The organism is Pseudoduganella umbonata (assembly GCF_014192225.1).
Lineage (GTDB): Bacteria > Pseudomonadota > Gammaproteobacteria > Burkholderiales > Burkholderiaceae_D > Rugamonas > Rugamonas umbonata.
Map to the genome: position 1 here is coordinate 366,243 of NZ_JACHXS010000002.1, position 25,952 is coordinate 392,194.

General features: G+C 65.2%; 22 protein-coding genes and 1 tRNA gene. 9 read left to right on the plus strand and 14 right to left on the minus strand.

Features of this window, described 5'->3' with window-relative positions; genetic code table 11:
* Positions 1-60 precede the first annotated feature (60 nt).
* The gene (locus FHS02_RS06650; protein ID WP_308700780.1) at positions 61-2,205 is read right to left on the minus strand and encodes a xanthine dehydrogenase family protein molybdopterin-binding subunit; all 2,145 of its coding nucleotides are present in this window, start codon (positions 2,203-2,205) and stop codon (positions 61-63) included.
* Positions 2,202-2,669 (minus strand): (2Fe-2S)-binding protein, encoded by a 468-nt coding sequence (locus FHS02_RS31415; protein ID WP_137317527.1) that lies wholly within the window; start codon positions 2,667-2,669, stop codon positions 2,202-2,204. Before FHS02_RS31415 ends, FHS02_RS06650 begins: the two co-directional genes overlap by 4 nt.
* Before the next feature lie 271 nt (positions 2,670-2,940).
* On the opposite strand from FHS02_RS31415, the gene FHS02_RS06655 reads away from it, so the two are divergent.
* Positions 2,941-3,915: an IS1595 family transposase gene (locus FHS02_RS06655; protein ID WP_137314787.1), complete on the plus strand. Its 975-nt coding sequence runs from the start codon at positions 2,941-2,943 to the stop codon at positions 3,913-3,915.
* Between the two features lie 82 nt (positions 3,916-3,997).
* Here the strand turns inward: FHS02_RS06655 and FHS02_RS06660 are convergent, their stop codons facing one another.
* Positions 3,998-4,309, minus strand: coding sequence for a c-type cytochrome (locus tag FHS02_RS06660; protein WP_137314786.1), 312 nt, complete (start codon positions 4,307-4,309; stop codon positions 3,998-4,000).
* A gap of 401 nt (positions 4,310-4,710) precedes the next feature.
* Here FHS02_RS06660 and FHS02_RS06665 point away from each other — a divergent pair, with 401 nt between their 5' ends.
* Positions 4,711-5,730, plus strand: a complete 1,020-nt coding sequence (locus tag FHS02_RS06665) for an alpha/beta hydrolase (RefSeq protein WP_137314785.1) — start codon at positions 4,711-4,713, stop codon at positions 5,728-5,730.
* Positions 5,731-5,817: 87 nt separating this feature from the next.
* Entirely contained in the window at positions 5,818-6,228 is a 411-nt protein-coding gene (locus tag FHS02_RS06670) for a limonene-1,2-epoxide hydrolase family protein (protein ID WP_137314784.1), read from the plus strand.
* A gap of 22 nt (positions 6,229-6,250) precedes the next feature.
* On the opposite strand, the gene FHS02_RS06675 is transcribed toward FHS02_RS06670, so the two are convergent.
* Positions 6,251-7,174, minus strand: a complete 924-nt coding sequence (locus tag FHS02_RS06675; RefSeq protein WP_137314783.1) for a LysR family transcriptional regulator — start codon at positions 7,172-7,174, stop codon at positions 6,251-6,253.
* A 112-nt stretch (positions 7,175-7,286) separates the two neighbouring features.
* Here FHS02_RS06675 and FHS02_RS06680 point away from each other — a divergent pair, with 112 nt between their 5' ends.
* Both FHS02_RS06680 and FHS02_RS06685 read left to right on the plus strand, forming a co-directional pair.
* The gene (locus tag FHS02_RS06680) at positions 7,287-8,036 is read left to right on the plus strand and encodes a 3-oxoacyl-ACP reductase family protein (RefSeq protein ID WP_137314782.1); all 750 of its coding nucleotides are present in this window, start codon (positions 7,287-7,289) and stop codon (positions 8,034-8,036) included.
* A gap of 24 nt (positions 8,037-8,060) precedes the next feature.
* A complete protein-coding gene (locus tag FHS02_RS06685; RefSeq protein WP_137314781.1) occupies positions 8,061-8,660 on the plus strand; it encodes an NADPH-dependent F420 reductase in 600 nt (199 codons plus the stop codon).
* A 129-nt stretch (positions 8,661-8,789) separates the two neighbouring features.
* Here the strand turns inward: FHS02_RS06685 and FHS02_RS06690 are convergent.
* Positions 8,790-8,874 (minus strand) — tRNA-Leu (locus FHS02_RS06690).
* A 211-nt stretch (positions 8,875-9,085) separates the two neighbouring features.
* On the opposite strand from FHS02_RS06690, the gene FHS02_RS06695 reads away from it, so the two are divergent.
* From FHS02_RS06695 to FHS02_RS06705, 3 genes are all read left to right on the plus strand, one after another.
* On the plus strand, positions 9,086-9,847 hold the full coding sequence (locus FHS02_RS06695) for a DUF6445 family protein (RefSeq protein WP_137314780.1): 762 nt from the start codon (positions 9,086-9,088) through the stop codon (positions 9,845-9,847).
* Between the two features lie 209 nt (positions 9,848-10,056).
* Positions 10,057-10,512: a hypothetical protein gene (locus FHS02_RS06700; protein WP_137314779.1), complete on the plus strand. Its 456-nt coding sequence runs from the start codon at positions 10,057-10,059 to the stop codon at positions 10,510-10,512.
* A 410-nt stretch (positions 10,513-10,922) separates the two neighbouring features.
* Positions 10,923-11,378: a hypothetical protein gene (locus FHS02_RS06705; protein WP_137314778.1), complete on the plus strand. Its 456-nt coding sequence runs from the start codon at positions 10,923-10,925 to the stop codon at positions 11,376-11,378.
* 76 nt (positions 11,379-11,454) lie between these two features.
* Here FHS02_RS06705 and FHS02_RS06710 read toward each other — a convergent pair whose 3' ends face one another.
* From FHS02_RS06710 to hutC, 9 genes are all read right to left on the minus strand, one after another.
* Positions 11,455-13,371 (minus strand): AAA family ATPase, encoded by a 1,917-nt coding sequence (locus tag FHS02_RS06710; RefSeq protein ID WP_137314777.1) that lies wholly within the window; start codon positions 13,369-13,371, stop codon positions 11,455-11,457.
* Positions 13,372-13,697: 326 nt separating this feature from the next.
* Positions 13,698-14,519 carry a substrate-binding periplasmic protein gene (locus FHS02_RS06715; protein WP_137314776.1) on the minus strand — a complete coding sequence of 274 codons (822 nt, stop codon included), beginning with the start codon at positions 14,517-14,519 and terminating at the stop codon, positions 13,698-13,700.
* 5 nt (positions 14,520-14,524) lie between these two features.
* Positions 14,525-16,234: an ArnT family glycosyltransferase gene (locus FHS02_RS06720; RefSeq protein WP_137314775.1), complete on the minus strand. Its 1,710-nt coding sequence runs from the start codon at positions 16,232-16,234 to the stop codon at positions 14,525-14,527.
* Between the two features lie 90 nt (positions 16,235-16,324).
* Entirely contained in the window at positions 16,325-16,594 is a 270-nt protein-coding gene (locus tag FHS02_RS06725) for a type B 50S ribosomal protein L31 (RefSeq protein WP_130187462.1), read from the minus strand.
* A 200-nt stretch (positions 16,595-16,794) separates the two neighbouring features.
* Positions 16,795-18,057, minus strand: coding sequence for a transcription termination factor Rho (gene rho, locus FHS02_RS06730; RefSeq protein ID WP_137314774.1), 1,263 nt, complete (start codon positions 18,055-18,057; stop codon positions 16,795-16,797).
* Positions 18,058-18,190: 133 nt separating this feature from the next.
* Entirely contained in the window at positions 18,191-18,517 is a 327-nt protein-coding gene (trxA, locus tag FHS02_RS06735) for a thioredoxin TrxA (protein WP_107140476.1), read from the minus strand.
* Between the two features lie 246 nt (positions 18,518-18,763).
* A complete protein-coding gene (locus tag FHS02_RS06740; protein WP_229422830.1) occupies positions 18,764-19,177 on the minus strand; it encodes a response regulator in 414 nt (137 codons plus the stop codon).
* Positions 19,178-19,179: 2 nt separating this feature from the next.
* Positions 19,180-23,820, minus strand: coding sequence for a PAS domain S-box protein (locus tag FHS02_RS06745; protein ID WP_175424841.1), 4,641 nt, complete (start codon positions 23,818-23,820; stop codon positions 19,180-19,182).
* 87 nt (positions 23,821-23,907) lie between these two features.
* Complete coding sequence (gene hutC / locus FHS02_RS06750) at positions 23,908-24,666, minus strand: histidine utilization transcriptional repressor HutC (RefSeq protein ID WP_137314772.1); 759 nt, start codon at positions 24,664-24,666, stop codon at positions 23,908-23,910.
* 113 nt (positions 24,667-24,779) lie between these two features.
* Here hutC and ada point away from each other — a divergent pair, with 113 nt between their 5' ends.
* On the plus strand, positions 24,780-25,934 hold the full coding sequence (gene ada / locus FHS02_RS06755; RefSeq protein WP_137314771.1) for a bifunctional DNA-binding transcriptional regulator/O6-methylguanine-DNA methyltransferase Ada: 1,155 nt from the start codon (positions 24,780-24,782) through the stop codon (positions 25,932-25,934).
* Positions 25,935-25,952: the final 18 nt, after the last annotated feature.

Sequence of the window (25,952 nt, forward strand, 5' to 3'; positions counted from 1 at the left end):
ACGGCGGCCCTTCGCCAAGCAGTGCCCTGGCCGTGGCGAGGGGGAATCCGCCTTCCGGTTTCATGCCGTGTCTTTCCGGGATGCGAGTTGATCGGCGATCGGCAGCGTGCGGATCCGCTTGCCGGTGAGCCGGAAGATGGCGTTGCAGACAGCCGGCGCGATGCCCGGAGCACCGCCTTCGCCCATCCCTTCGAACGGCGCACCGCTCTCGATGATCTCGGTGGTGAACGCCGGGCTTTCGGCCAGCCGGACAACGCGGTAGTCGTGGAAATTGCTTTCCTGGACCCGGCCCTCGGCGATCGAGATTTTCCCGAACAGCGCGGCCGACAGGCCCCAGATGGCGGCACCTTCCATTTGCGCCCTTGCCGTATCGGGATTGATCAACTTGCCCGGGTCGGCAACGGTGCAGATGCGATGGACGACGACCTGCCCATCCTCGATGGAAACTTCCGCGCTCTGGCCGACCAGGCAGTCGAGATGCTTGTGGCTGATGGCCAGCCCGATGGCGCGCTTGCCGGGCAGCGGCTTGCCCCACCCGCTGATCGCCGCAAGCCGGTCCAGCACGGCCAGTGCACGGGGATCCGACGCCAGCAGCCGGCGGCGGAACCGATAGGGGTCGGCTCCCGTTTTCGCTGCCAGCTCGTCGATAAAGCTTTCGATCGCGAAGACGGTCTGGGAGGCGCCGACCGACCGCCACATCCCGGTCGGAACGGGCGTTTCGCTGCGCACCCAGCGTCCATCCTGGTGCGGAAAGCCATACAGCGAAAAAATATTGTCGGTGACCACAGAGTCGAACTCGCCCATGAAATCGGGGAACGTGCGCGGCAGGATGGTCGGCGTCGCCTGCTTGTGCCGGAAAGCGACGACCTCCTTGCCATTCACTCCGGCGGACATTTCCGACACCCCGGCGGGTCGATAGAAATCGTGCTGGGTATCTTCTTCGCGGCTCCAGACCAGCTTTACAGGGCGGCCGGGAAACTCTTTCGCCAACAGGACAGCCTGTGCGACGAAATCGGCTTCCTGGCGCCGCCCGAAGCCGCCGCCGCCCAGGACCGGATGGATGGTCACCGCCCCAGGAGCAAGCCCGAGCAGCGATGCGGCAACGTCGCGCGCCTTGTCCGGCCGCTGCGAGCCGACCCATACCTCGCAGGAGTTCCCGTGTACCCGCGCAACGCAGGACATCGGCTCCATCGTCGCGTGGGCGAGGAAGGGTACTTCATAACGGGCGGAGATTTTTTCCCTGGCTGTCTTGATGGTTTCCGCCGGCGTGCCGACCGCTTTCACGAGTACACCGTCGCTGCCGTCCAGGTCGCGCCAGAACTGGGCGCTGATCGATTTGTCGTTCACTTGCGCGTGTTTGCCGGCACGCCATTCCGCTGCCAGCATGTCGCGGGCACGATGCGCCGTCCACCAGCGGTCCGCAACGATCGCCACCGCATCGGGCAGATCGTAGACACCCTTGATCCCCTTTTGCTTCAGCACGTCGGCGCGCGCGTCGCGCACCAGTGTCCCGCCGAATACGGGGCAGGCCACGACGGTGGCGTAGAGCATGTCCGGCAAGCGGATATCGATCGCGAACTGCGCGGTACCGTTCACCTTGGCCGGGATATCGAGGCGTTGCACCGGTGTCTTGACCAGCACCTTGCCTTTGCGCGCGACCTTGCTGATGTCGGTCGGTACCGGTTCTGCCGCCGCGCGGGAAGCGAGTTCACCGTAGCCAAGCGACCTGCCGCTTTTTGGGTGCAGGACCTTGCCGGTCTCGGTGACGCACTCGTCCGCCGGCACCTTCCACTGCCGTGCAGCGGCGGCAATCAGCATGGTTCGCGCCGTCGCGCCGGCATCGCGGTACAGGTCATGGAAACCCGATACGCCGGTGCTGGCACCGGTCAGCTGGGTGCGCAGGATCGGGCTGTTGAACTGGGGCGCCACGGCCGCAAGCTCGAATCGCACAAGCTGCCAGTCCGCATCGAGTGCATCGGCAACCACCATCGGCAGTGCGGTCGACGTGCCCTGGCCGATTTCAGCCACCGGCGAAATGACGGTGACCGTGCCGTCAGGTGCGATCCTGAGGTAGTTCAGCGTCAGAACGGACTTGTCTTGTCCTGCGGCGGCGGTGCCGTCGGCGAAAGCCAGCACATAGGCGCCGGCGCTGAGCATGGCCGCGGCCTTGATGAACGAGCGCCTGCTGAAATCCCGGGCGGTCATGTTGGCACCTTCCTGATGTCGATCGTGCGGGCTTCCTGCAGCGCAGCCTTGACCCGCGGGTAAGTACCGCAGCGGCAGATGTTCGTCATCGCCGCATCGATCTGCTGGCCGGTCGGCTTGGGATTCCCGGCCAGCAGCGAGGCTGCGGCCATCAGCATCCCGGATTGGCAGTAGCCGCATTGGGGCACCTGGTGCTTGATCCACAGCGCCTGGAGGGCATGCGGTTTTTCCTGCACGGCCAGGCCTTCGATCGTGGTGATTTTCTTGCCGACTGCGGCTTCCACGGGCAGGACACAGCAGCGGGTCGCCACCCCATCCAGATGGACAGTGCAGGCGCCGCATAGCGCCAGGCCGCAGCCGTACTTGGTGCCCGTCAGGCCCAGCTCGTCCCGGAGAACCCACAGGAGCGGTGTATCGCCCTCCGTGTCGACCGCCATCTTGCGGCCATTGACTTCTAGCGTAATCACAAAATTCCCCTTCGCTGTAACGACTGCGCGTACGGTCCGAACATCGGCTTCGGCGAAGCCCGGGCAGACCGCCCTGATCATGACGAACGTTACAAGTCATCAACATCAGCAACAAGACCGGCGAGGGTTGATTCAGATGTGCCATTGCGGCACGAATGCACGCGCCGGCGGCAGGCAAAAAAAAAGGCGCTGACACCCGAGCACGTGGGGTGAACTGAACCATTCGCTGCCATCGCTGTCTCATATCCTATTGACGATGGAGGCGGCGATGCATGGCGGCGTGTTCAACAGCTTGCTCGAACGATTGCGCGGGCAACTCGACGGGTTCTCCGGCGCCCAACTGACAACACTGCGTGCCCTGCTCGAGTCGGCGTCCTCACTGGCGACCTGTCTTGAACTGATCGAGAAGTTCGGCCGGCCCTGCGATCGTTGTCCGCATTGCGCGGCGACCCGTATCCATAGGCACGGCAGCACTGGCGGCCTGCAACGCTACCGCTGCGTGACGTGCCACCGTACCTTTAATGCGTTGACCGGCACACCCTTCGCTTTCCTGCGCCTGCGCGGCAAATGGCTGCTGTTCCTGCAGGCGGTGCTGGATTCGCGCACGGTCCGGGGCGCTGCCGATACCACGGGCATTCACCGCAACACCAGCTTTCGCTGGCGTCATCGTTTCATGGGCAGCGCACGGCACGACCGGCCACCCCGGCTGCAAGGCATTGTCGAGGCGGACGAGACCTATCTGCTCGAATCGCAAAAAGGCAGCCGGCACCTGGACCGGCCCGCGCGCCGGCGTGGCGGCAAGGCCAGGCGGCGCGGCATCTCCAAGGAACTCGACTGCATTCTCGTGGCACGCGACCGTGATGGCAAAACCCGGGATTTCGTCTGCGGCCGCGGCCCGGTCACGGCGCGGCAGCTGGCGCACCACCTGACCCCAATACTGGCCGCTGATGTCTTGCTGGTGTCGGACAGCGCTGCCGCTTACACCACATTCGCGCGCCGTGCCGGCATCCTGCATGAAGCTGTCAATCTGAGGGCAGGCGTGCGCACCCGCGGCGCCATCCACCTGCAACATGTGAATGGCTATCACAGCCGTTTTCATGGCTGGCTGTCGCGCTTCAATGGCGTGGCGAGCAAATACCTGCCGAACTACCTGGGCTGGCGCCATGGCCTCGACGGGTGCCGTTGGCTGGCTCCGGCAGACTGCCTGATCGCCGCGCTGCGCGGCAATGTCGCTCTTTCTTGATGACCTGGCGAAACTTCCACAGGTTCGGGTGACAGCGCCAAAAAAAACCGGGCCGAAGCCCGGTCGAATTCAGCAGGAGACATCATTTCTGCTCGAGGATCCATTTCACGATCGTGTGTGCATCGGCCTCGCTGACCTGGGGGCTGGGCGGCATTGCCAGCGGCCCCCAGACGCCCGAGCCGCCCTTGATCACCTTCGTGACGAGCCTGGCTTCGGCATCCTTCTGGCCGGCGTACTTGGCGGCCACGTCCTTATAGGAAGGCCCAACCAGCTTGCTTGCCACGGCATGGCAGGCCATGCAGTTCTTTGCTTTCGCCAGGTCGGCGTTCGCCATGGCGGGAAGGGCGGCCACTGCAGCCGCCAGCAATATGCCGGCTGTGATCAGGCGTTTCATCGGGTTCTCCAGAATTGATCTCTGTCCAGATTCTAGCTGCTGCGAACGCCTGCGATTCATGCGCCGGCGGCACAACTGAAACGACAGCGGACCTTATGGGCACCCCAACGACTCGCCGACAACTCAGCGCTTCGGCAAGCCAAGCCCGTTCGTCTCCAGGCCATGCTGCTATCCAAGCCATGGACGCTATCCCAAGGCATGGATGCTATCCCTGCACCGGGGCCAGTCATCCTATTGATGCCTCGCGGGAAAAACTATAAGGAAGCCGGGCGGCATTGTCGCGTGCGAGGGCACCGGTTACCTTTTGCTGGCCTGTTCCGCTTGTGAATCGGGAGGCGCCCCAGGGTGCCGCCGGGACGAAGAAGTCCAGAGCACATTGCAAAACTACCTGATCGAGAACCATGACAACCACCACGCACATTCTCACCGCTTCGCTGCTTGCCGGCGCCCAGATGGCGCATGCCGCCGAACCCTCGCCGGTCCCCGAGCACCGGGTCGCCGAATTTCTGAAGGTATTGAACAGCGGCGGCGGCAAGCCGATCGAGCAGCTGCCGCCAAAGGAAGCGCGCCAGGTGCTGGTTGGCGCGCAGGCGTCGGTACCGACCGATCTGTCGTCGGTGGAGGTGACGAACAGGACCATCACCCAGGACGGCCAGAAGGTCGACCTGACGATCATGCGTCCGCGCGGCGCGAAGGCCGATGTGCCGGTGTTCATGTTCTTCCACGGCGGTGGCTGGGTGCTGGGCGATTTCCCAACCCACTCCCGGCTGGTCCGCGACCTGGTGAACCACTCCGGCGCGGCCGCGGTGTTCGTCAACTACACCCCGTCTCCCGAGGCCGGGTATGGGGTCGCCATCAACCAGGCGTATGCGGCCACGAAATGGGTTGCGGCACATGGCAAGGAGATCAAGGTGGACGGCACCCGGCTGGCGGTGGCCGGCAATAGCGTCGGTGGCAACATGGCGACCGTGGTGAGCCTGATGGCCAAGGAGAAGGGACTGCCGAAGATCAGCTTGCAGCTCCTGCTGTGGCCAGTGACCGATGCCAGTTTCGATACCGGATCCTACCAGCAGTTCGCGAACGGCTATTTCCTCAGCAAGGGCATGATGGAGTGGTTCTGGGACAACTACACGAAGGATCCCGCAAAGCGTGCGGAAATCACCGCTTCGCCGCTGCGGGCGACCACGGCTCAATTGCAGGGCCTGCCGCCGGCACTGATCCAGACCGCCGAAATGGACGTGCTGCGCGACGAGGGCGAGGCGTACGGCCGCAAGCTCGATGCCGCCGGCGTCGATGTGACGATCACACGTTATAACGGCTTGATCCACGACTACGGGCTGCTCAATGCGCTGGCGACGGTGCCGGCGGTGGAAGCGGCGATGCGCCAGGCCGGGGCCGAGCTGGCGAAGCACTTGAAATAAGCCGAAAGCCAGTGTGCGCTGGTGCCTGCCGTGGAAACGGAGGTGCCGGCGCCATTGCCGCTGCCTGCCAACCAAAGGAACCCTACCATGCAGATCCCGCCCGCGACGCCCGTGCAGGTCGCCGAACGCTTCTTCTCGCACTGGAACAACAACCGCATCGACGAAGCGCTGTCGATGCTTGCCGACGACGTCCTGTATGACAATGTGCCGTTCCCCGATATCGTCGGCCGGGACGCGGTCGGGGCCTTTCATCGCGGCTTCGGTGTCGGCACGGAATTCCTGCTGGACTGGCAGGTCACCCACATTGCCGCGGCCGGAAATGTCGTCCTGAACGAACGTATCGACATCTTCCGGCACCGGGACGGAGGCGCCATCACACTGCCCGTGATGGGTACGATCACCGTGGAGAACGGACAGATCACGTTGTGGCGCGACTACTTCGACCCGGCGGACTTCGACCGTCAGCTGGCCAAGGTCCGCGGCGCGGCTGCGGGCTAGCGGGGCGGCCGCGGCACAGGGATCAATCCGACAGGAAGCGCTGCGCCAGGTTCTGCTGGCGGAACTGCTCCGTCACGAAGTCGACAAAGGCGCGGGTCTTGGCCGGCATCAGCTTCTGGCTGGTGAAGTACAGCGAGATCGCGCCAGGCTCGTCGTACCAGCCGGGCAGTATCCGGACCAGCTCGCCGCTTTCCAGATGATGCAGCACATGGGGCATGGCCATCAGGCCGATCCCCATGTGCATCAGCACGCTTTGAACCAGCGCGTCGGGGTCATTGACGGCAATCACGGCGCGCTGCTCGCAGGCCTGCGTCTCGCCGCCACGGTTGCGCAGCACGCGGCGGGCGATACGGCCGCTGGAAACCGAACGCATGACGACGCCTTCATGGTCGATGAGATCGGCTGGCCGTTCGGGAGGCTTCCGGCCGCGCATGAAGTGCGGCGTGGCCACCGCCACGATGTGCAGCCGTGCCAGCTCGCGTGCGACCACGCCCGGCGGCAGGTCGAAACCGCCGCCCACCGCGGCGTCGAAACCGTCGCGTATCAGGTCGACCTGGCGGTTGTCGAAATACCAGTCCGGCAGCACGGCAGGGTAGCGCTCCACGAAGGCCGGCATCATCGGCAGCAGGAAATCGGTGCCGAAGCGGTGCGCCGCGCTCAGTTTCAGCACGCCGGCCGGCTGGCCGGCCTTGGCCGTCACCTCGGCAATCGCGTCCTGGATGCTGTCCAGTCCTCCGGACACGGCGTGCAGGAAGCGTTGCCCCGCTTCGGTCAGCGTCAGGCCGCGCGTGCTGCGCTGGAACAGTCGCACGCCCAGGTTGCGTTCGAGTTGCGCGACATTGCGGCTGACCGCCGCTGGCGTCAGGCCAAGCCGGCGCGCCGCGGCGGAAAAGCTCGCGGACTCGGCGCTTCGCACGAACGATTCGAGATTCGACAGGGTTTCCATCGCTGCTCTTTCAATGATTACTTGAAGCTGATTATAGACAGCTGCTAGTACCGGTTGAAATCCAATACGCCGATACTTCTTTCACCAACTACCCCAACCGAAAGGAAACATCATGAATACCTCCCGCAACCTGCAAGGCAAGATCGCTCTCGTGACTGGCGGAAGCCGCTCGATCGGCGCCGCCATCGCCAGGCGCCTGGCTGCCGATGGCGCCACGGTGGCCATCACCTACAATGCGTCGCCGGACAAGGCCAATGAGGTCGTGGCAACGATCGAGGCGGCCGGTGGCTCGGCGATCGCCGTGGCGGCCGATGCCGGCAATCCGCGCGCGGTGCGCGCCGCGGTGAACAACGTGGCCGAGCGCTTCGGCCGCATCGATATCCTCGTCAACAATGCCGGCATCAGTGTGCTGGGCGCACCGACCGACATCGCCTTCGAAGACTTCGAACGCATCCTCGCCGTCAACGTCACCGGTGTCTTCGTCGCGACGCAGGAAGCGCTGCGCCACATGGGCGAGGGCGGCCGCATCATCCACATCGGCAGTTCGATGGTGCAGTACGCCGCGTTCCCGACCGCGTCGGCCTATACGCTCACCAAGGGAGCCGTGACCGGCTTTACGAAAGGACTCGTGCGCGACCTGGGGCCGAAAGGCATCACCGTCAACACGGTGCATCCCGGCCCGACCAACAGCGACATGAACCCGGCCGATGGCGCCGTGGCTGATTTCGTCAGGCCCGGTATTGCCGCTGGCCGGTATGGCGAAGGAAGCGACATCGCCGCCGCGGTCAGCTATCTGGCATCGAGCGAAGCATCGTTCGTCAGCGGTGCCGAGCTGCTGGTCGACGGCGGCTTCACGGCCTGATTCACCGACTACGAGGAGAACATCATGAAGATCGGAATCATCGGCGCCGGTGCGATCGGCACGGCCATTGCACGTACCCTTGCGAATACCGGTATCGACGCCGTCATCGCCAATCGCCGCGGCCCGGCTTCGCTGGCCGTGCTCGAAGCGGAACTCGGTGCGCACATCCGCGCAGCGACGGTGGAGGAAGCAGCCCGCGCGGACATCGTGTTCCTGGCCGTGAACTGGTCGAAAATCCCGGAAGCCGTACGCGGCCTGGGACCATGGGAGGGGCGCATCGTCATCGACGCCAACAATCCGATCGAAGCGCCGACCTTCCGGCCCTTCGAGCTGGACGGGCGCGCATCCAGCGAGGTGGTGGCCGGGATGCTGCCGGGCGCGCACGTGGTCAAGGCTTTCAATCACCTGCAGCCGGCATTGCTGGCGAGCGACCCCGGTGCGCAAGGAGGGCGGCGCGTGCTGTTCGTGGCGGGCGATGCGGCGGAAGCAAAGGCCGAGGTCCTGCGGCTGATCGACCGGTTGGGCTTCTTCGGCATCGATCTCGGCTCGCTGGCCGGCGGCGGGCGGCTGTCGCAGTTTCCCGGCGGGCCGCTGCCATCGCTGAACCTGGTGAAATTCGGCTAGGTATGGACGCGCTGGCGCTGCGGCACGCGGCGCGGCGATATTCTGTACGGGAGACTGGCGACAGGCTTGGAACAAGCCATTGATCTGGCGGGGAAAACGGCGAGAAGCGTTTATTGCCGATAAGTGTTGTGGTGCCGGGAACCGGAATCGAACCGGTACGCCTTGCGGCGCGGGATTTTGAGTCCCGTGCGTCTACCTATTCCGCCATCCCGGCAACGCGCCGTGCATTATCACTGATTTGCCCAGCAGGAGCAACCCTGCCCGCCGTCGTGTCGGCGGCAAGTGATGATGACTCGGCCCGGCGCTCGCGTGCGGTAAGTAGTCTTCTCCATGCCGGCGGACACTTTCGATAGGTATCATGTCGAGACCGGAAGTTTTTACATGGCGTTTCCCCAGTCCGCATCGACCAGCACAGAGTCCAGAACATGTCCGCACCGCTACAGCCTCACCCGCCCGGTACAGCCGGCGACGCACTGCCCCTGCTGAATCCGCATCCACGCGTCAGCATAGTGCCGATCTTCGACGGCCACCAGTGCGTCGTCATCGACGACTTCATGCTCGAGCCCGAGGCGCTGGTCGATTTCGCGGCAAGCAACCACGCGTTTTTCGCGAAGCAGCCGGGCAATTATTATCCCGGCCCGGAACTGCCGCTGGGCGGCGCGCTCGCGGCACGCATCCACGACAGCTTCCTGCTGCATGCCCGCGCGCCGCTCAAGGTACGGCGGGTCGTCGGCATGCTGAGCCGGCTGTCGCTGGTGACCCAGCGCCCGGACCAGGTGCTGCCGGGCCAGCGCCTGCCGCACCGCGACACCGCCGGCCTGCCCCCAGGGGAGGAAAGGGCGGCCATGGTCCTGTATCTTTTCAAGGATGAGCGTCATGGCGGCACCAGCTTTTTCAAGCCAAGGATGCCGATGGCGGAGATCACGGCGATGCTCCAGGAATTGCGGCGCCAGGAGCGCGCCGGCGAGGTGGAGACTGCGGATGTGCCGGCCACTTTTGCGATCGGTTCGACCCGCTGGTTCGAGAAGGTACTGACGATACCGCCGCGCTACAACCGGGCGATTTTCTACAATGGCGGGCTCTTCCACTCGGGCGACCTGCACGCCCCCGACCTGATGGTGAACGATCCGCGCACGGGACGCCTGACGGCCAATGCCTTCTTCCACGTACGCATGGCCACGACCTGATCATGCGCTCATCGGACAGCTTATCCGGACGATTTCCCGTCATTTTCAAGCATTGCGCGCTCCATCAGGGCGCCGTGCACTTCATCCCCGCTTTTCTGCGTTTCATCGCTTCCCGCTGCCCTCCCGGAGTTTCCTTTGTTACCTTGCATACGTCGCCGCACATTACATAAGAGGCGGTGACCACCTGGCAAACCACTTCGGAGATTCAAATGAACACATCGTTTATCGGCGCAGCAGCAGTCGTCCTCAGCATCCTGGCCCCGTTCTCGGCACAGGCACAGGCCCCGGCCCAGGCGGACCAGCCCACCATTGCCGTCACGGCGCCGCGCCAGTCATACACGCTGGGTGCCGGCGAGTTCAACGACTTCGCCAACGCCTACAAGCTGAGCAACGGCCAGGTGGCCCAGTTCACCCAGCGCGGCAACCATTACTACGTGCAGCTGAAAGACACATACCGCCAGCTGCAGCGCGATGAACGCAGCGGCCAGAAACCTGCCGTCACCCGCCTGCGTGCAGTCGGCCCCGGCGCTTTCGTCACCGACAGCGGTGCCGAGCTGAGCTTCCGCGACCAGGGTGACGAAGTGACGATCAGCGGCTTCGAGCGGTTGCCGGATGCCCGCGTCGCCGCCAACGAGGTAAATGTGCGGATGATCGCGAGTCGCTGATGCGATGAGCACCCAACGGCAAAAGGCCCGCGTCAGCGGGCCTTGTCGTTTCTGGAGCCGGTGCGCGGTACAGCGCATTCAGCGGCCTGGAACCCGCCGTCGATCGCCGATCCGGCACCTGCCGCTCAGGCGCGAGGACCTGCTGTGACCGGCGCACCGTGACACGGCAAATACGCCGAATTACTGACTGATATCGTCCCTTTGGGCGCTTATATAGACAAGTTGCGGCCCTGTCTGATCGCCACGCGGCCGCGTTGCGTTCCATCCGGGATGGCGTGCATTTCATCCCCCCTTTTCTACGCTTCATCGCTTACCGCTGCTCTCGCGCGGTTGCCTTTGTTACCTTAGATACGTCGCCGCACATTACACAAGAGGCGGTGACGACCTGGCAAACCACTTCGGAGATTCACATGAACAAATCGTTTATCGGTGCAGCAGCAGTCGTCCTCAGCATTCTGGCCCCATTCTCGGCACAGGCGCAAACCCAGGCCCAGGCAGACCAGGCCAGCGTTGCGGTCACGGCGCCGCGCCAGTCGTACACGCTGGGTGCCGGCGAGTTCAACGACTTCGCCAATGCCTACAAGCTGAGCAACGGCCAGGTGGCCCAGTTCACCCAGCGCGGCAACCACTACTACGTGCAGCTGAAAGGCTCGTACCGCGACCTGCAGCGCGACGAAGGCAGCGTCCAGAAACCGCTCGCCGCGCGCCTGCGTGCAGTCGGCCCCGGCGCTTTCGTCACCGACAGCGGTGCCGAGCTGAGCTTCCGCGACGAGGGTGACGAAGTGACGATCAACGGCTTCGAGCGGCTGCCGGCTGCCCGCGTGGCCGCCAACCAGGTGAATGTACAGATGATCGCGCGTCGCTGATGCGATGACATCAAACGACAAAAGGCCCGCATGAGCGGGCCTTGTCTTGTCTGGAACCGGTATCCGGAACCGGTGCTTACGCTGCCAGGCGCAGCGGTACCGGATCGAGGCGTTCGTGCAGCAGTTCGAACACGTCGTCCTTGGTCAGCACATAGCGTTCCATCAGCACGTCCTTCAGCGATTCCATCACGGCGCGGTAATCGCCGATCGACTTCAGCGTTTCGCTGTACAGCTCGTCCGCCTTCGCTTCCACCTGCACCAGCGTGTGCTCGCCGCTCATCTCGTTCTTGAACTGGCTGTAGTCCAGCTTCGAACGGGAGTACATCGACAGGCTGTTGACCATCGTGTGCAGCATCGAGGTCGCCTTCTGGATATCGTTCTGGCTGCCGACCGAGATGCCGCGGGCGCCGTAGAAGAGTTCTTCCGCCGCGACGCCGCCATACAGCTGCATCACGTCGCGTTCCAGTTCTTCCAGCGTGCGCAGCGACATGTCGTCACCGGCGGACAGCACATAGCCCAGCGCGTTCAGCTTCGAGACCGATTCCGTGCTGATCTTCAGCAGGTGCGATTTTTCCTTCACTTCGTCCAGCGACATGCCGGCGCGCAGGTAGGGATCGATCTGCATGAAGAAGTGGCCCAGCTCGTGCAGGGCGATACGCTCGCGCTGGCGGGTTTTCTCGGCGGTCGTGGCGCGGTCGGTCAGGCCGATCGTGGCGCGTTCGAAGGCGCGGAACATCAGGTCGGTGTTGATCACCACCTTGTCCTGGATCGACAGCAGGGAGGCGCGGTCGACCACGGTTTCCAGCAGCGCCGGCGACAGGTTCTGGGTGATCTCGGCAACCTGGTCCAGGTTCATGTCGTTCCAGTCCACCAGGCCGTCTTCCTTGCGCTTCAGGAAGGAGTTCAGCAGCTCCTTGCGCTCCATCTTGTTCGGCAGGCGGAAGTTGATCTTCACCGAGAAGCGGCGCAGCATCGCTTCGTCCATCTGCGAATTGTTGTCGTCGAAGTTCGACGCCACCACCCAGATCACGCCCTTGCCCTCGTCGCTCTTCACGCCGTCCAGCAGGCCCAGCAGGGTATTGGCGGTGTCGTCTTCCCATTTCTTCTCGCCGCGGCCGCGCGGCATGAACAGCGCCTGTGCTTCGTCGAGGAAGATGATGCAATTGCCGCGCGCGGCCGCCTTGCGGTACAGCGCGTTCAGCGATTTCGAACCGCCGCCGATATAGCCCGATTCCAGTGCCGAGCCGGAAGCCGAGATCAGCGGGTAGCCCAGACGCTTGGCCAGGTAGCCGGCCAGCTTGGTTTTACCCGTGCCGGCGGGGCCCGTCAGCATCACGTTGAACGGCTTGTCGATGTTGTGCTGCTTGTAGACCGCGCGGTTGCGGATCATGTCTTCCAGGTGCAGCACTTCCTGCTTGATGTCTTCCATGCCGATCAGGTCGTCCATCGAACCCTTCAGCTTGTCCGGGGTGATCACGGACGCGGAGGCGCCGCCCATGCCGGGAATGCCGAACTTCAGCACGAACAGCAGCAGCGTCACGAGGAAGATGTCGAATGCATGGCGCTGCACGAATGCCGTCACGGCGGCCATCGTGCCACCGTCGTCCTGCAGCACGGCCTTGTGGGTGGCCAGGTAGTCCTCTTTGGCGATCGCGTACGGCAGGCCGTTACGCAGCAGCACTTCACGTTCCAGGCTCAGGTGGGAGGTGCTGGGCACCTTTACCACGTGCAGTTGGGCCGAATCCTTGAACTTGTAGATGTAGCGCGGCGAATCCGACAGCGGGCGGGCGATCAGCAGGTAATCGAGCCGCGCACGCTGGCCGACGAGGGCCGTGATTTCCGAAATGTTCTGCGACCGGACGACCGGGCTGGCGTCCTGCGCGACCTCGGCGCGGATGACGGCGAAAACCACGGCTGCGACAACCAGCCCGACCAGGGCGAGGCGCACCCAGGTGTTCTTGAGCGCAAGCTGAAGTTTATAGAAATTGAACATGTGGCAGACTCAACAATTACAGACACGGATGAAGGTCGTTCGCCCGGGCACGATGTGCGGTTGTGGGGCGCATCGGCACAAGCTGGAAATCCGGCACGCGAATATGGCACTGCCGGAGTGGCGTTGGGCGGGCATGGGCGCTGCCTGACTGGCAGCTTGTATCTGATGACCTGTGAGCGGTCTTTAATGCCGAGCGGCAACGTAGCGTATATGTGGACTATACCGGGCTACACAAGCTTTGTCTTTAGTTTCCTGAAGAAAAAATCCTGAGGCACAACAGCTTTTGCAACTGTTAATTTCAGTCTGTCTAGCCTGATTTGCAAAGCTTATTGCACTGCATCGTAGCGGCGGTCGATACGGTCCAGCGAGCCGTCGCGGCGCATCGTGTCGAGCACCGCATTCATCCGTTCCACCAGCGGCTCCGGCACGCTGCGATGGCACGCCAGGTACAGGCCGACGCGGTTGAAGACCAGCACCGGCACGAGCTGGCCATTGCGTCCCAGCCGCCGGGTGGTCTTCAGTTCCGGCCGCGCGGCCACGGCCCACAGGTCGATCCGGTTCATCAGCAGCTTTTCCGCGTTGACGTCATCGTTCTGCACCGCCTCCACGTTGAAGCCGCGGCTGCGCAGGTAGTCGTCGCGCGCATCGCCGCCGTAGGTGCCGATGCGCAGCGGCCGCGCATCCTCCAGCGTGCGCAGCTGCAGCGGCCGGTCGGCACGCGCCATCAGCACCCAGTCCGACTGCACGATCGGTCCCACCCACTTGAAGCCGGCTTCGCGTTCGGCGGTGCGGGTGGTGGAATACACGCAGGTCAGCGGATCGCGCTGCGCCTTCATATAGGCGCGCTTCCACGGCAGCAGGTCGATGGTGTGCGGCACGCCGGCGCGCTCGAGCATCTCGCGCACCTTGTCGGTCTGGCGCCCGGTGGGTTTGCCGTCGACGAGCATGCTGGTAGGCGGCGTGTGCTCGCCGGTAATGACGAGGTGCGGCCAGGCAGCCGGTGCATCGGCAACCGGTTTGGTCCCCAGTTTGGTCGCCGGTGCCGCGGCGGCAGGCCGGCTGGCGCCGAGCGTCAAGGCTGCCAGCACGGTCGATGCCGCCAGTGCGGCCAGCGCAGGCAGGGCAACAGCGCCCAGCCTGGAAACCATGCCGGTCACGGTGCGGTGCGGCGGAACAGGCGGAAACGCTCGCTGCGTTCGCTGACGCGGCGGCCTTCCCACAGCAGCGTCCAGTTGCCGGGCGGGTCGCTTCGCACGCCGCGCGTGTAGTCCTGCCACAGCAGCAGGCGGCACTGGGCGTGGTCCATGCTGTTGAACGGCAGCTTGCCGAAATAGGCGAACGAGGCGCGCTGGGCCGGGCCGGCGTTGCTGGTCACGCAATCGGTATCCGGCGGCAGCACGGCCGCGGCCTGGCGCGCCACCGTGGCATAGCTCTTGTTGTAATTGGTGAGCGGTAAAAACAGCGTCATCCACAGGATCCAGATCAGGATCACGCCGCCCGAGGACAGCACCACGGCGCGCCACAGCACCGACGGCCGGCGCGAGACGCGCCAGTGCACCAGCAGGAACCAGCCCAGCGTGGCCGCGGCGGCCACGACCAGTGCCAGCCAGTTCACTTCCGGCACATAGCCGGGCACCAGCCGCAGCACGTTATGGGCGGGCTTCGGCGGCCAGCCCGTCAGCTGGGCATACCAGAACAGCCACAGCATGGCCGCGCACAGGGTCAGCACCATCACCGAGAACCAGTCGATGGCGTTGATCGCGCCGCGCTGCACCGTCAGCAAACCGAACGCGGCCATGATCGCCAGCGGCGGTACCAGCATCAGCAGCTGGGCATGCTCCGGCGCCGGGTGCATCAGCAGCATCACGATCGAGACGGCGACGAAGGTGGTCGGCACCACGATGTGCAGCAGGTTGTTCTGCCGGCGCCATGCATAGGCGGCCCACAGTGCGAACGGCCAGGCAGGCCAGAAGAACCATACGCCGTCGCGGACGAAGATCTGCAGCGGGCGCAGGCTCGGCAGCGCCAGCTGGGCCATGTTCCAGGTATTCCAGGCGGCCACCGGTGCCTGGCCGTAGGGCTGCGCGATCAGTGTCGGTACCAGCCACGGCAGCGTGACGGCAGCGGCCACGCCGAGCGAGGCCAGCAGGTGCGGCAGCGCTTTGCCGGCCGGGACCGCCAGGAAGCGGGTGCAGATGAACAGCGCCACCAGCACGAACGCGGGCGGTACCCAGCCGCGCGTCAGCGTCATCAGGCCCAATGCCAGGCCGATCAGCGCGGCATTGCGCCAGCACGGCTTTTCCATGTAGCGCACCGAGCGGTACAGCGTGAGGGCGAGCAGTGCCGTCAGCAGCGGCTCGGCCGTGGTTTCGTGGCCATGCTGCAGGAAGCCCAGGCAGCCGAGGTAGATCAGCAGCGCGGCATCGGCCAGCGTGCGGCCGAAGTCGTCCGGCTCGGGCTGGCCGCCGAAGGCCAGCTTCAGCGGCTGCGCTTCGGGGCGCCGGCCCAGGTTGAAGGTGGCATACCACAGCGACAGCACACCCAGCAGGAAGACGCCGATGGTGGCGATGCGCGCCGCCAGCACGTCGCCGAGGAAGCCGCCGAACAGCTTGATGCACAGCGCGCCCAGCCAGAACATCAGCGGGCCTTCCTCGGGCATCGACATGCCGGCGATGTTCGGCCACAGCCAGTCCTGCCAGGTGCCGTGCGCCATCGTCCACATGATGCCGAAGCTGGCGGCATCGTCGTTCTTCCACGGTTCGCGTCCGATTACGCCCGGCAGGATGTACAGCATGGCCAGGGCGAATAGCGCCCAGCGGGGCAAGGCAAGGACGGCGGAGGCGGGAAGGCGGACTGGCTTCATTAATCGGTCGTGCTGACGTTGGAAACAGGAGTATCGGTGATAACAATAAAAAAAGGCAGCCGCAGCTGCCTTTTTTCGTTCGCGGGGCGATTAGCCTTGCGAAACGGCGGTCTTCGAACCGACTTTGCCGAACTTCTGGCGGAATTTTTCCACGCGACCGGCGGTGTCGACGATCTTGTGCTGGCCCGTGAAGAACGGGTGCGATTCCGACGAGACTTCGATCTTGACCAGCGGGTATTCCTTGCCGTCCAGGGTGATCTTGTCGCGGGTGTTGATCGTGGAACGGGTCACGAACTTGAAGTCGCAGGACAGGTCGTGGAACACAACTTCGCGGTAATCCGGATGAATTTCGTTTTTCATGATGCTTCTCTATAAAGTTTGGTAGCCAAACAGCACTTCGGCGGTCCAACAGCTTCTCGACCCGATTACTGATCACTTGCCAGGGTTAAAAACAGCCGAAAATTATACACCAATCGATCCAACAAAATGGGGACGGACCCTGTTTTCCAGGAAATTTCCTGAAAAACAGGGTCCGTCCCCAATTTTGCGGCAACTTTTTGTTAGCCGCCGCGGCGCATCATGTCGAAGAACTCGGTATTGGTCTTCGTGGCGCGCATCTTGTCGAGGATGAACTCCATCGCTTCGATCTCGTCCATCGAGTACAGCAGCTTGCGCAGGATCCAGATCTTCTGCAGCTCGTTCGGCTTGATCAGCAGTTCCTCGCGGCGCGTGCCGGATTTGTTCAGGTTGATCGCCGGGTAGACGCGCTTCTCGGCGAGGCGGCGCTCCAGGTGCACTTCCATGTTGCCGGTGCCCTTGAATTCTTCGTAGATCACGTCATCCATGCGCGAGCCGGTTTCGATCAGGGCGGTGGCGATGATCGTCAGCGAGCCGCCTTCCTCGATGTTGCGGGCGGCGCCGAAGAAGCGTTTCGGACGCTGCAGCGCGTTGGCGTCCACACCGCCGGTCAGCACCTTGCCCGATGCCGGGATCACGGTGTTGTAGGCGCGGGCCAGGCGGGTGATCGAGTCCAGCAGGATGACCACATCCTTCTTCATCTCGACCAGGCGCTTGGCCTTTTCCATGACCATCTCGGCAACCTGCACGTGGCGGGTGGCCGGTTCGTCGAACGTGGAGGCGACGACTTCGCCGCGCACCGAGCGCTGCATTTCCGTCACTTCTTCCGGGCGTTCGTCGATCAGCAGCACGATCAGCGTCACGTCCGGGTGGTTGGCCGTGATGGCGTGCGCGATATGCTGCAGCATCACGGATTTGCCGGATTTCGGCGACGCCACCAGCAGGCCGCGCTGGCCCTTGCCGATCGGCGCGATCAGGTCGACGATGCGGCCGGTGATGTTCTCGGCGCCGTTCATTTCGCGCTCGAGGCGCAGCGGCTCGTTCGGGTGCAGCGGCGTCAGGTTCTCAAACAGGATGCGGTGCTTCGAGGCTTCCGGCGATTCGCCGTTGACCTTGTCCACCTTGACCAGTGCGAAGTAGCGTTCGCCATCCTTCGGCGTGCGCACTTCGCCTTCGATCGAGTCACCGGTATGCAGGTTGAAGCGCCGGATTTGCGACGGCGAAATATAGATGTCGTCGGTCGACGCCATGTAGCTGGCGTCCGGCGAGCGCAGGAAGCCGAAGCCGTCCGGCAGCACTTCCAGGGCGCCATCGCCGAAGATCTGCTCGCCAGCCTTGGCGCGCTTCTTCAGGATCGCGAACATCAGCTCCTGCTTGCGCAGGCGGGCCGCATTGTCGATATCCAGACTGATGGCCATTTCCAGCAACGCCGAAACGTGCAAGGCCTTTAATTCAGATAGATGCATAGGTGTTTGAGTGTCCCGTGACGGGAAAGTAAGGTAGGGGAGGGAACTGCGTGGGCTATTAATATATCGGGGGGCTGGTGCCTCGGTCCCGGCCAGGCAGGTGGTGCTGCGGGCGCAACACCACCTATATTACTCAAATATTGCTGTCGATGAAAGAGGTCAGCTGGCCTTTCGCCATTGCGCCTACTTTCTGGGCAGCCGGCACGCCGTTCTTGAACAGGATCAGCGTGGGGATGCCGCGAATGCCGAACTTGCCCGGCACGGTCTGGTTTGCATCGACGTCCAGCTTGGCGATCGTCAGCTTGCCGTCATATTCCTTGGCGACTTCTTCCAGGATCGGGGCAATGCTCTTGCAAGGACCGCACCATTCGGCCCAGAAGTCCACCAGCACTGGCCGGTCGGATTTCAGCACGTCGGCTTCGAACGACGCGTCGGTAATGTGTTTGATGTTTTCGCTCATGTTGTTTTCCCCTTTCGGGATCAGATTAAGTTCGCCTGGCGCGCCCGGTGCCGCCAGCCCGTTACCGGGGAGATGGAGCCGTCTCGCAACAATTCAATGTCAAGCCCATGGCAAGTCGGATGGTCCGGTGCATCACTACTGAATCACAGCCGAATTACAGCCGAGTTCAGCCGAATTACAGTGAATCACAGCGCAGCCAACGAGACTTGCAAGAGGGAATCAAGCGGGGATGGATCAAATAATAACCTATTTTCTGTCGCCGTGTAGCCGGTCGGACCTGCCGTCGGCCACGGCCAGCAGGTCGGCCAGCGCGTCGCGCGACAGCGGCTTGCTGCACGCGCCCACGATCGTCAATCCCTGCGCCATCGCCAGCAATTCGGCGGCGCGCAGGATGCCGCTGTCCATGCCCGACAGCAGTATCACGCCGCCCGTGAAACCCTGCTCGGCCACGGCGCGCAGGAACTCGATGCCGTCCATCTCCGGCAGCGACAGGTCGCAGATCATCAGGTCCGGCCGGAATGCCGGCAGCGCCTTCAGCGCGCTGCGGGCGTCGCTGGCGGCGTGGATGTGGGAGTAGCCCAGGCCGCCGATCAGGTCGGTCAGCAGTTCCAGCATGAAGACGTCATCGTCCAGCAGCAGGATGCGCAGCGTGTAGTGCATGTTCAATGATCGCCGATCGTCGTGTGATTCATGATGTATTCCCTGATTTGACCCAGCAGCGGGCGGAATTGCCCGATCAGTGCCCAGGCCCCCCGTTCGGCCGCCGGGCCGGCCGACGGCAGCGCTTCCATGCGCTCGCACAGGTCGCCCATGCCGATCGCTCCCACCGTGCGGGCGGCCGCTTTCAGCCGATGGCCCAGTTCGCGGATACGGCCAATATCGCCGGCGGCCAGCGCCTCGTCCAGTTCCGCCAGTCCCGCCTCGGCCGACTGCAGGAACTTCAAGGCGAAATTGCGGATCTTGTCCGGCTGGTAGCCCAGCACCTGGGCCAGTACGGACAGGTCGACGACCGCCGGATCGCCTGCCAGCGCTCCGTGCGGCCGTCGCGAGACGGCAACCTCGCCATCCTTGCCACCGGGGCCGCCGTCGCCATCGTCGCCACCCTCGCTGCCGGCACCCTGCGCGGACCGCTCCGGCAGCCACGCCGCGACCGTGCGCACCAGCAGCGCCGGCTGGATCGGCTTGGCGATGAAGTCGTCCATGCCGGCCGCCAGGCAGCGTTCGCGCTCGTCGCTGGTGGCGGTGGCCGTCATCGCCAGCACGCGCAGGCCGGCCAGGCGCGTGTCGGCGCGGATCCGGCGGGTCGCCTCCAGGCCATCCATCACCGGCATCTGCACATCCATCAGCACGCAGTCGAAGCGCGATTGTGCCAGTTCCGCCAGCGCTTCGGCGCCATTGCCGGCCAGCCGTACCGCGGCACCCGCTTCCTCCAGCATCTCCTGGCCGATCTGCTGGTTGAAGGCGTTGTCCTCCACCAGCAAGATGTGGAAACCCTTCAGCGAAGCCGGTTCGGCGGCCGGCACCGGCGGCAGCGCGTCGGCGGACGCATCGGCCATTACCCCGCCGATGCCCAGCTGCGCGGTAAGCCAGAAAGTGCTGCCGGCGCCGGGCGTGCTCGTGACGCCGACTTCGCCCCCCATCAGCTGCGCCAGCTCCTTGCAGATGGCCAGGCCCAGACCGGTACCGCCATACGCGCGCGTGGTCGAAGGGTCGGCCTGCTGGAACGACTGGAACAGCCGGCCCATTTCCTGTTCCGTCATGCCGATGCCTTCGTCGCTGACTTCGAAGCGCAGCAGGCAATGCGTGTCGCTACCGGCCAGGCGCCGCACGCGCAGGCAGATCGTGCCACGCTCGCTGAACTTGATCGCGTTGTTGGCGTAGTTGATCAGCACCTGGCCCAGCCGCAACGGATCGCCGCGCAGCATCGGCGGCACGTCGGCATCGATGGCGATGTCGAGGCGCAGTTCCTTCGCGGTCGCCTTCGGCGCCACCACGGTGGTCAGCGTTTCGATGACCTGGTCCAGCGTGAACTCCACTTGCTCGATGTCCAGCTTGCCGGCCTCGATCTTGGAAATATCGAGGATGTCGTCGATGATGCCCAGCAGATGTTCGCCGGCAAAACGGATCTTTTCCAGGTAATCGCGCTGGCGCGGATCGAGATCGGTCTTCAGCGCCAGGTGCGCCATGCCGATCACGCCGTTCATCGGCGTGCGGATCTCATGGCTCATGTTGGCCAGGAACTGGCCCTTGGCCTGGCTGGCTTCCTCGGCGACCTGCTTGGCCTGGTCCAGCTGCTCGGTGCGCTGCGCCACGCGTTCCTCGAGGTGTTCGTTCAGCTCGCGCAACGCCTGTTCCTGCCGCTTGGCTTCGGTGATGTCGATCGACATGCAGATCAGGTACACCGGCTCGCCATGCTCGTCGAACACGGGTTTCTTGAACGTGCGCAGAATGAGGTGCTGGCGCAGCGCCGGATTGAACAGCGTTTCCTCGTAGTCGATCTGCTCGCCGCGCGAGAACGCCTCGCGGTCGCGCCGGGTGAACGCGGCCATCTCCTTCGGCGCGTGCAGATGCGCGTAGGTGCCGTTGTGCAGGTCGGCCATGGTGTAGCCGAACTGCCGCTCGCAGGCCGGATTCATCAGCAGCAGGCGGCTATCCGGACCTTTCAGGAACAGGCCGATCGGCATCATCTGGATGATTTCCTGCAGCCGCTGTTCGCCCTGCCGCAGCGCGTCGGCGCTGTTCTTGCGCTCGGTGATATCGGTCAGGCTGGCCACGACCATCGTCGCGGCACCCAGCTCGTCGCGCATCGGCTCCGCGTTCACCGACAGCCAGCAGGTACTGCCGTTGTCGGCCGTGACGCCCATCACCACGTCGCGCACCGAGCGGCCGCTGGCCAGCGCGCGCAGCACCGGGTGCTGGTCGGCGGCGAACGGCCGGCCATCCTCGTGCATGCCGGGCCACAGCCGCGCGCCGCTGGCGGCCGCGGTCCCCAGCATGCCGCTTGCCGCGGTATTGCATTCGAGGATCACGCCTTCGCTGTTCAGCACCACCAGGCCATTGGTGACGGCATTGAATACCGAGGCCATGCGCTGGCTCGAATTGCGCAGCGCCACCTCGGCCAGGCGCCGGTCCGTGATGTCGGTGATCATCGCCAGCGTGCCGGTGTACACGCCGTCGTCGGCGTGGATCTGCGTCGTCGATACCAGCCCCCACATCGACGAGCCATCCTTGCGGTAGAAGCGCGCATCGCCCTGTTCCGCCTCGCCGGGGCGGCGGCGCTGGTGTTGCCGCATCAGCTGGGCCACGCTTTCCTCGTCGAGGAAGGAGTTCATCGGGCGGCCCAGCATCTCGTCCGGCTCGTAGCCCAGCATCCGCGCCAGCGTGGGGTTGACGAACGACGTGCGGTTGCCCGCATCCAGCATCCAGATGCCTTCGGTGGCGGTCTGCACGATCAGCCGGTAGCGCTCGGAGCTGGCGTGCAGCGCCTGTTCCGTGCGCTGGCGCTGGGTCATGTCGCGCACCGAGACCACCGACAGGCCCTGGCCCGCCATCTCGATCGGCGCCAGGTGCACCATGGCGGGGAAATGGGCGCCATCGGCGCGCCTTGCCGTCAGCACGCGGCCTGGCAGGTTCGGGCGCGAGAACAGTTCGCGCGCCAGGCCCGGCGCGCTGCGCATCACCTCCGGCAACAGCAGCTCCATCGACAGCCCGGCCATGTCGGCCGGCTGGTAGCCGAAGCAGGCCGCGGCGGCGCGGTTCACCTGTTTCACGCGGCCGGCGCGGTCCGCCACCAGGATGCCGCCCGGCATGGCCTCCAGCACCGCGGACAGCCGCTCCCGCTCGGCCACCGCGCGATCGCTGACGGGGCCCAGTGTGCCGCTCGCCAGCACGGGAAGTGCGCCTTTGCGCTCGGTCACGCGGCCGCGCACCGCGATCCAGCGGAAGCTGCCGTCGCGGCAGCGCATCCGGCATTCGTGCACCAGCAGCGTATCGTCGACGGGATCGAGGCCGATGTGCGACATGTCGTGCATCAGCTGCAGGCGGTCGTCCGGATGCACGTGCTGCAGCCAGGCGTCGCGGTCGCGCGGCGCGAAGCCCTCCGCGCCGTAGCCGAGCAGTTCGCCGGCGCGGGCCGACAGCCGCACTTCGTCGCTTTGCGGATACCACTCCCAGATGGCTTCGCAGGCCGCGTCCAGCGCGCGCTCGGCCGCCGGCGCCGGCGCGGCGGCCGGCATGGCCGGCATGGGCAGGGCCTGGACGCGCGGGCCGCGCAGCCGCCAGAGTGCCGCGCCGCCCAGCAGCACGGCCAGCGTGCCGGCGCCGATCCACGGCCAGGCCGGGCGTGGGGCCGGCTCGCGGTAGAGGAAACCGTCGAGCGGCACGCTGCGCGGCAGCATGCCAAGGGTGATGTAGGTATTGGCGATCGCCTGCCAGCGCACCGGATTGCTGTAGCCGGGTTCGACCAGCGCCTGCTCCAGCAGTTTCGCGGTCTCGCGTGCCTCGTGCATCAGGTGCTCGCGCGAATGGCCCTGCGGGTAGCGGGCGCGGATCAGGTCGACGATTTCCTCGGGATGCGCCATGGCGTAGCGCCAGCCCCGCAGCGTGGCGGCGCGCATCGCGCGGGCCCGCTCCGGATGGTTGCGCAGTTCGTCCTCGGTGGTGAACAGGTTGTCGCCGTAGAAGTCGATGCCGGCCGCACGCGGCGACAGCAGCTCGAAGCGCGCCCCGACACGGCCCAGCGTGTACGACACGTCCGTGCTGTAGCCCGACATCGCATCGACCTTGCCTTCCAGCAGATCGTCGAAGCGCTGGCTGTGCGCCAGCAGCTTCAGGTCGGAAAGCTTTACCCCCTGGCGCAGCAGGTAGGCCTGCAATTCGTCGTTGCCGGGCGCCAGCATCACGCGTGCGCCGGGCCACGGGAACGGGCTGCCGTCCGGCGTGCGGCGCACGACCAGCGCGGCAGCCGAATGCTGGAAGATCGACGCCAGCACCACCACCGGTTTGCCGGCCGCGCGGTGCAGCAGCAGGCTGCTGTTGCCGATGCCGTACTGGGCCTGGCCGGCGAGCACGGAGCGCACCGGCGTGTCGCTTGGCTGCCCCTCGAGCAGCGTCACTTCCAGCCCGGCGTCGCGATAAAAGCCCTTGTACTGGGCGGCGTAATAGCCGGCGAACTGGAACTGGTGACGCCATTTCAGCTGGACGGTGACCCGCTCCAGCCCGAATGCCGGGCCGCATGCGCACAACAGCAATGCCGCCAGTGTCAGCAGGCGGCGGCGTGCGGGGCGTACGGGATGGAGCGGCAACGGCTTCCTTTCGTGAAGTCGGCCTGTGCGGCCGGTTCGGCATTCGGGGAGAAACGGGAATATGGGAATATACAACGAGCGGCGGGCTCAGGCATGCGCGCCGGTCGCGACGCTGCCGGCGAACTGGTAACGGTGGCCGGGATGCCACATGGTGACGAGCGACGCCACCTTGCCCCCCGAGCGCGTGCGCCGGCGCAGCACCAGGCAGGGCTGGCGCGCCTCCATCGACAGCATGTCGGCAATGTCGCGTGGCGCCGCCAGCGCCTCCAGGCTGTACGTGGCGGCCTGCAGCGGGGCCGTCGCCAGCAGGTATTCGCTGGGCGTCACACGGGTGAAATCCTGCAGCAGGTAATCGGGCGCTACCTGCGGGTTGACCCAGCGGTCTTCCACCTGGATCGGCACGCCGTTCTCGTAATGGACGATGATCGAATGAAACAGGATGTGGCCGGCGGCCAGTTCGAACCCCTTGGCCAGCAATTCGTGGGCGGGTCCCTGGTCGAGCCGCTGCAGCGTGCTGCGGTGCGTGTGGCCGCGCGCGCGGATCTCGTCCGCGATGCTCCTGATTTCCAGCAGCGTGGCCTGGACCTTCTGCGGCGCCACGTAGGTGCCCGAGCCCTGCCGGCGCGTCAGGATGGACTCGGCCGTCAGCTCGCGCACGGCGCGGTTGACGGTCATCCGCGAGACGCCGAACTGCTTGACGAGCGCCTGCTCGGACGGGATCACGTCGCCTTCCTTCCAGTGCCCTGCGGCGATCTGCGCCATCAGGAAATCCTTGATCCGCTGGAAAATGGGCGTGTCCGCTGCATCGTGCCGTGCTTCCAAGTTCCCGCTCCTTCGCTGCCCCATGGTCGCGGCATTCTAGGGCCTTAATGAATTCAAAAGCAAGGGCCGGGGTGTTGGCCCGCCCGCCGCTGCCTATCATGGCGGCATACGCATACAATACATGCCAGGAGCCTTTCATGGACCACCCCACCTTCGATCCCGCCCCCGCCTCCGATAACGACGAGTTCAGTACCGACGAATTCGATACCGACGAAATCCGCTGGGCCGCCGTGCAGCGCCGCGATCCGGCCGCCGACGGCCGGTTCGTCTATTCCGTGCGCACCACCGGCGTGTATTGCCGGCCGACGTGCGGTGCCCGGCCGGCGCTACGCGCGAACGTGTCATTCCACGCCGGCACGCGGGAGGCCGAACTGGCCGGCTTCCGGCCCTGCCTGCGCTGCAAGCCCGACGGGCCGCCGCTGGCCGAGCGCCATGCCGCCCTGGTGGCCGAGGCATGCCGGCTGATCGACGCGGCGGAAGAGGAACCCGACCTGGCCACGCTGGCCGCCGCCAGCGGCATCAGCCGCTTCCACCTGCACCGCGTGTTCAAGGCGCAGACGGGCATCACGCCGAAAGCATACGCCGCCGCGCGGCGCAAGGAACGCGTGCAGGAACAGCTGGCGGGCCCGGCGCAACAGCCGTCGGTCACGCAGGCGATCTATGCGGCCGGCTACAACTCCAGCGGCCGTTTCTATGCCACCGCGCGCGAATCGCTGGGCATGACGCCCACCGCGTTCCGCCGCGGCGGCAGCGGCGCCACGATCCGCTTCGCCATCGCCCAGTGTTCGCTGGGCGCCATCCTCGTCGCCAGCACCGGCGTCGGTATCTGCGCAATCCTGATGGGCGACGATCCGGAGGCACTGGCCCGCGACCTGCAGGACCGCTTCCCGAATGCCGAACTGATGGGCGCCGAACCCGACTACGAAGCCGTGGTGGCGCAGGTGATCGGCCTGGTCGAGGCGCCGGAAACGGGCCTCGACCTGCCGCTGGACGTGCGCGGCACCGCATTCCAGCAGCGCGTGTGGCAGGCCTTGCGCACGATCCCGGCCGGCCGCAAGGTCAGCTATACGGAGCTGGCGGCCATGGTGGGCGCGCCGAAGAGCGTGCGTGCCGTCGCCGGTGCCTGTGCCGCCAATGCGCTTGCGGTGGCGATTCCCTGCCACCGCGTGGTGCGCAACGATGGCGCGCTGTCCGGCTACCGCTGGGGCGTCGAGCGCAAGCAGGCGTTGCTGGAGCGGGAGGACAGGAAGGAGCCGCTAGGGCAGGAACCTGCGCGCGAGGGCGCGAAGTGAACGTCGACTGGCAACGCG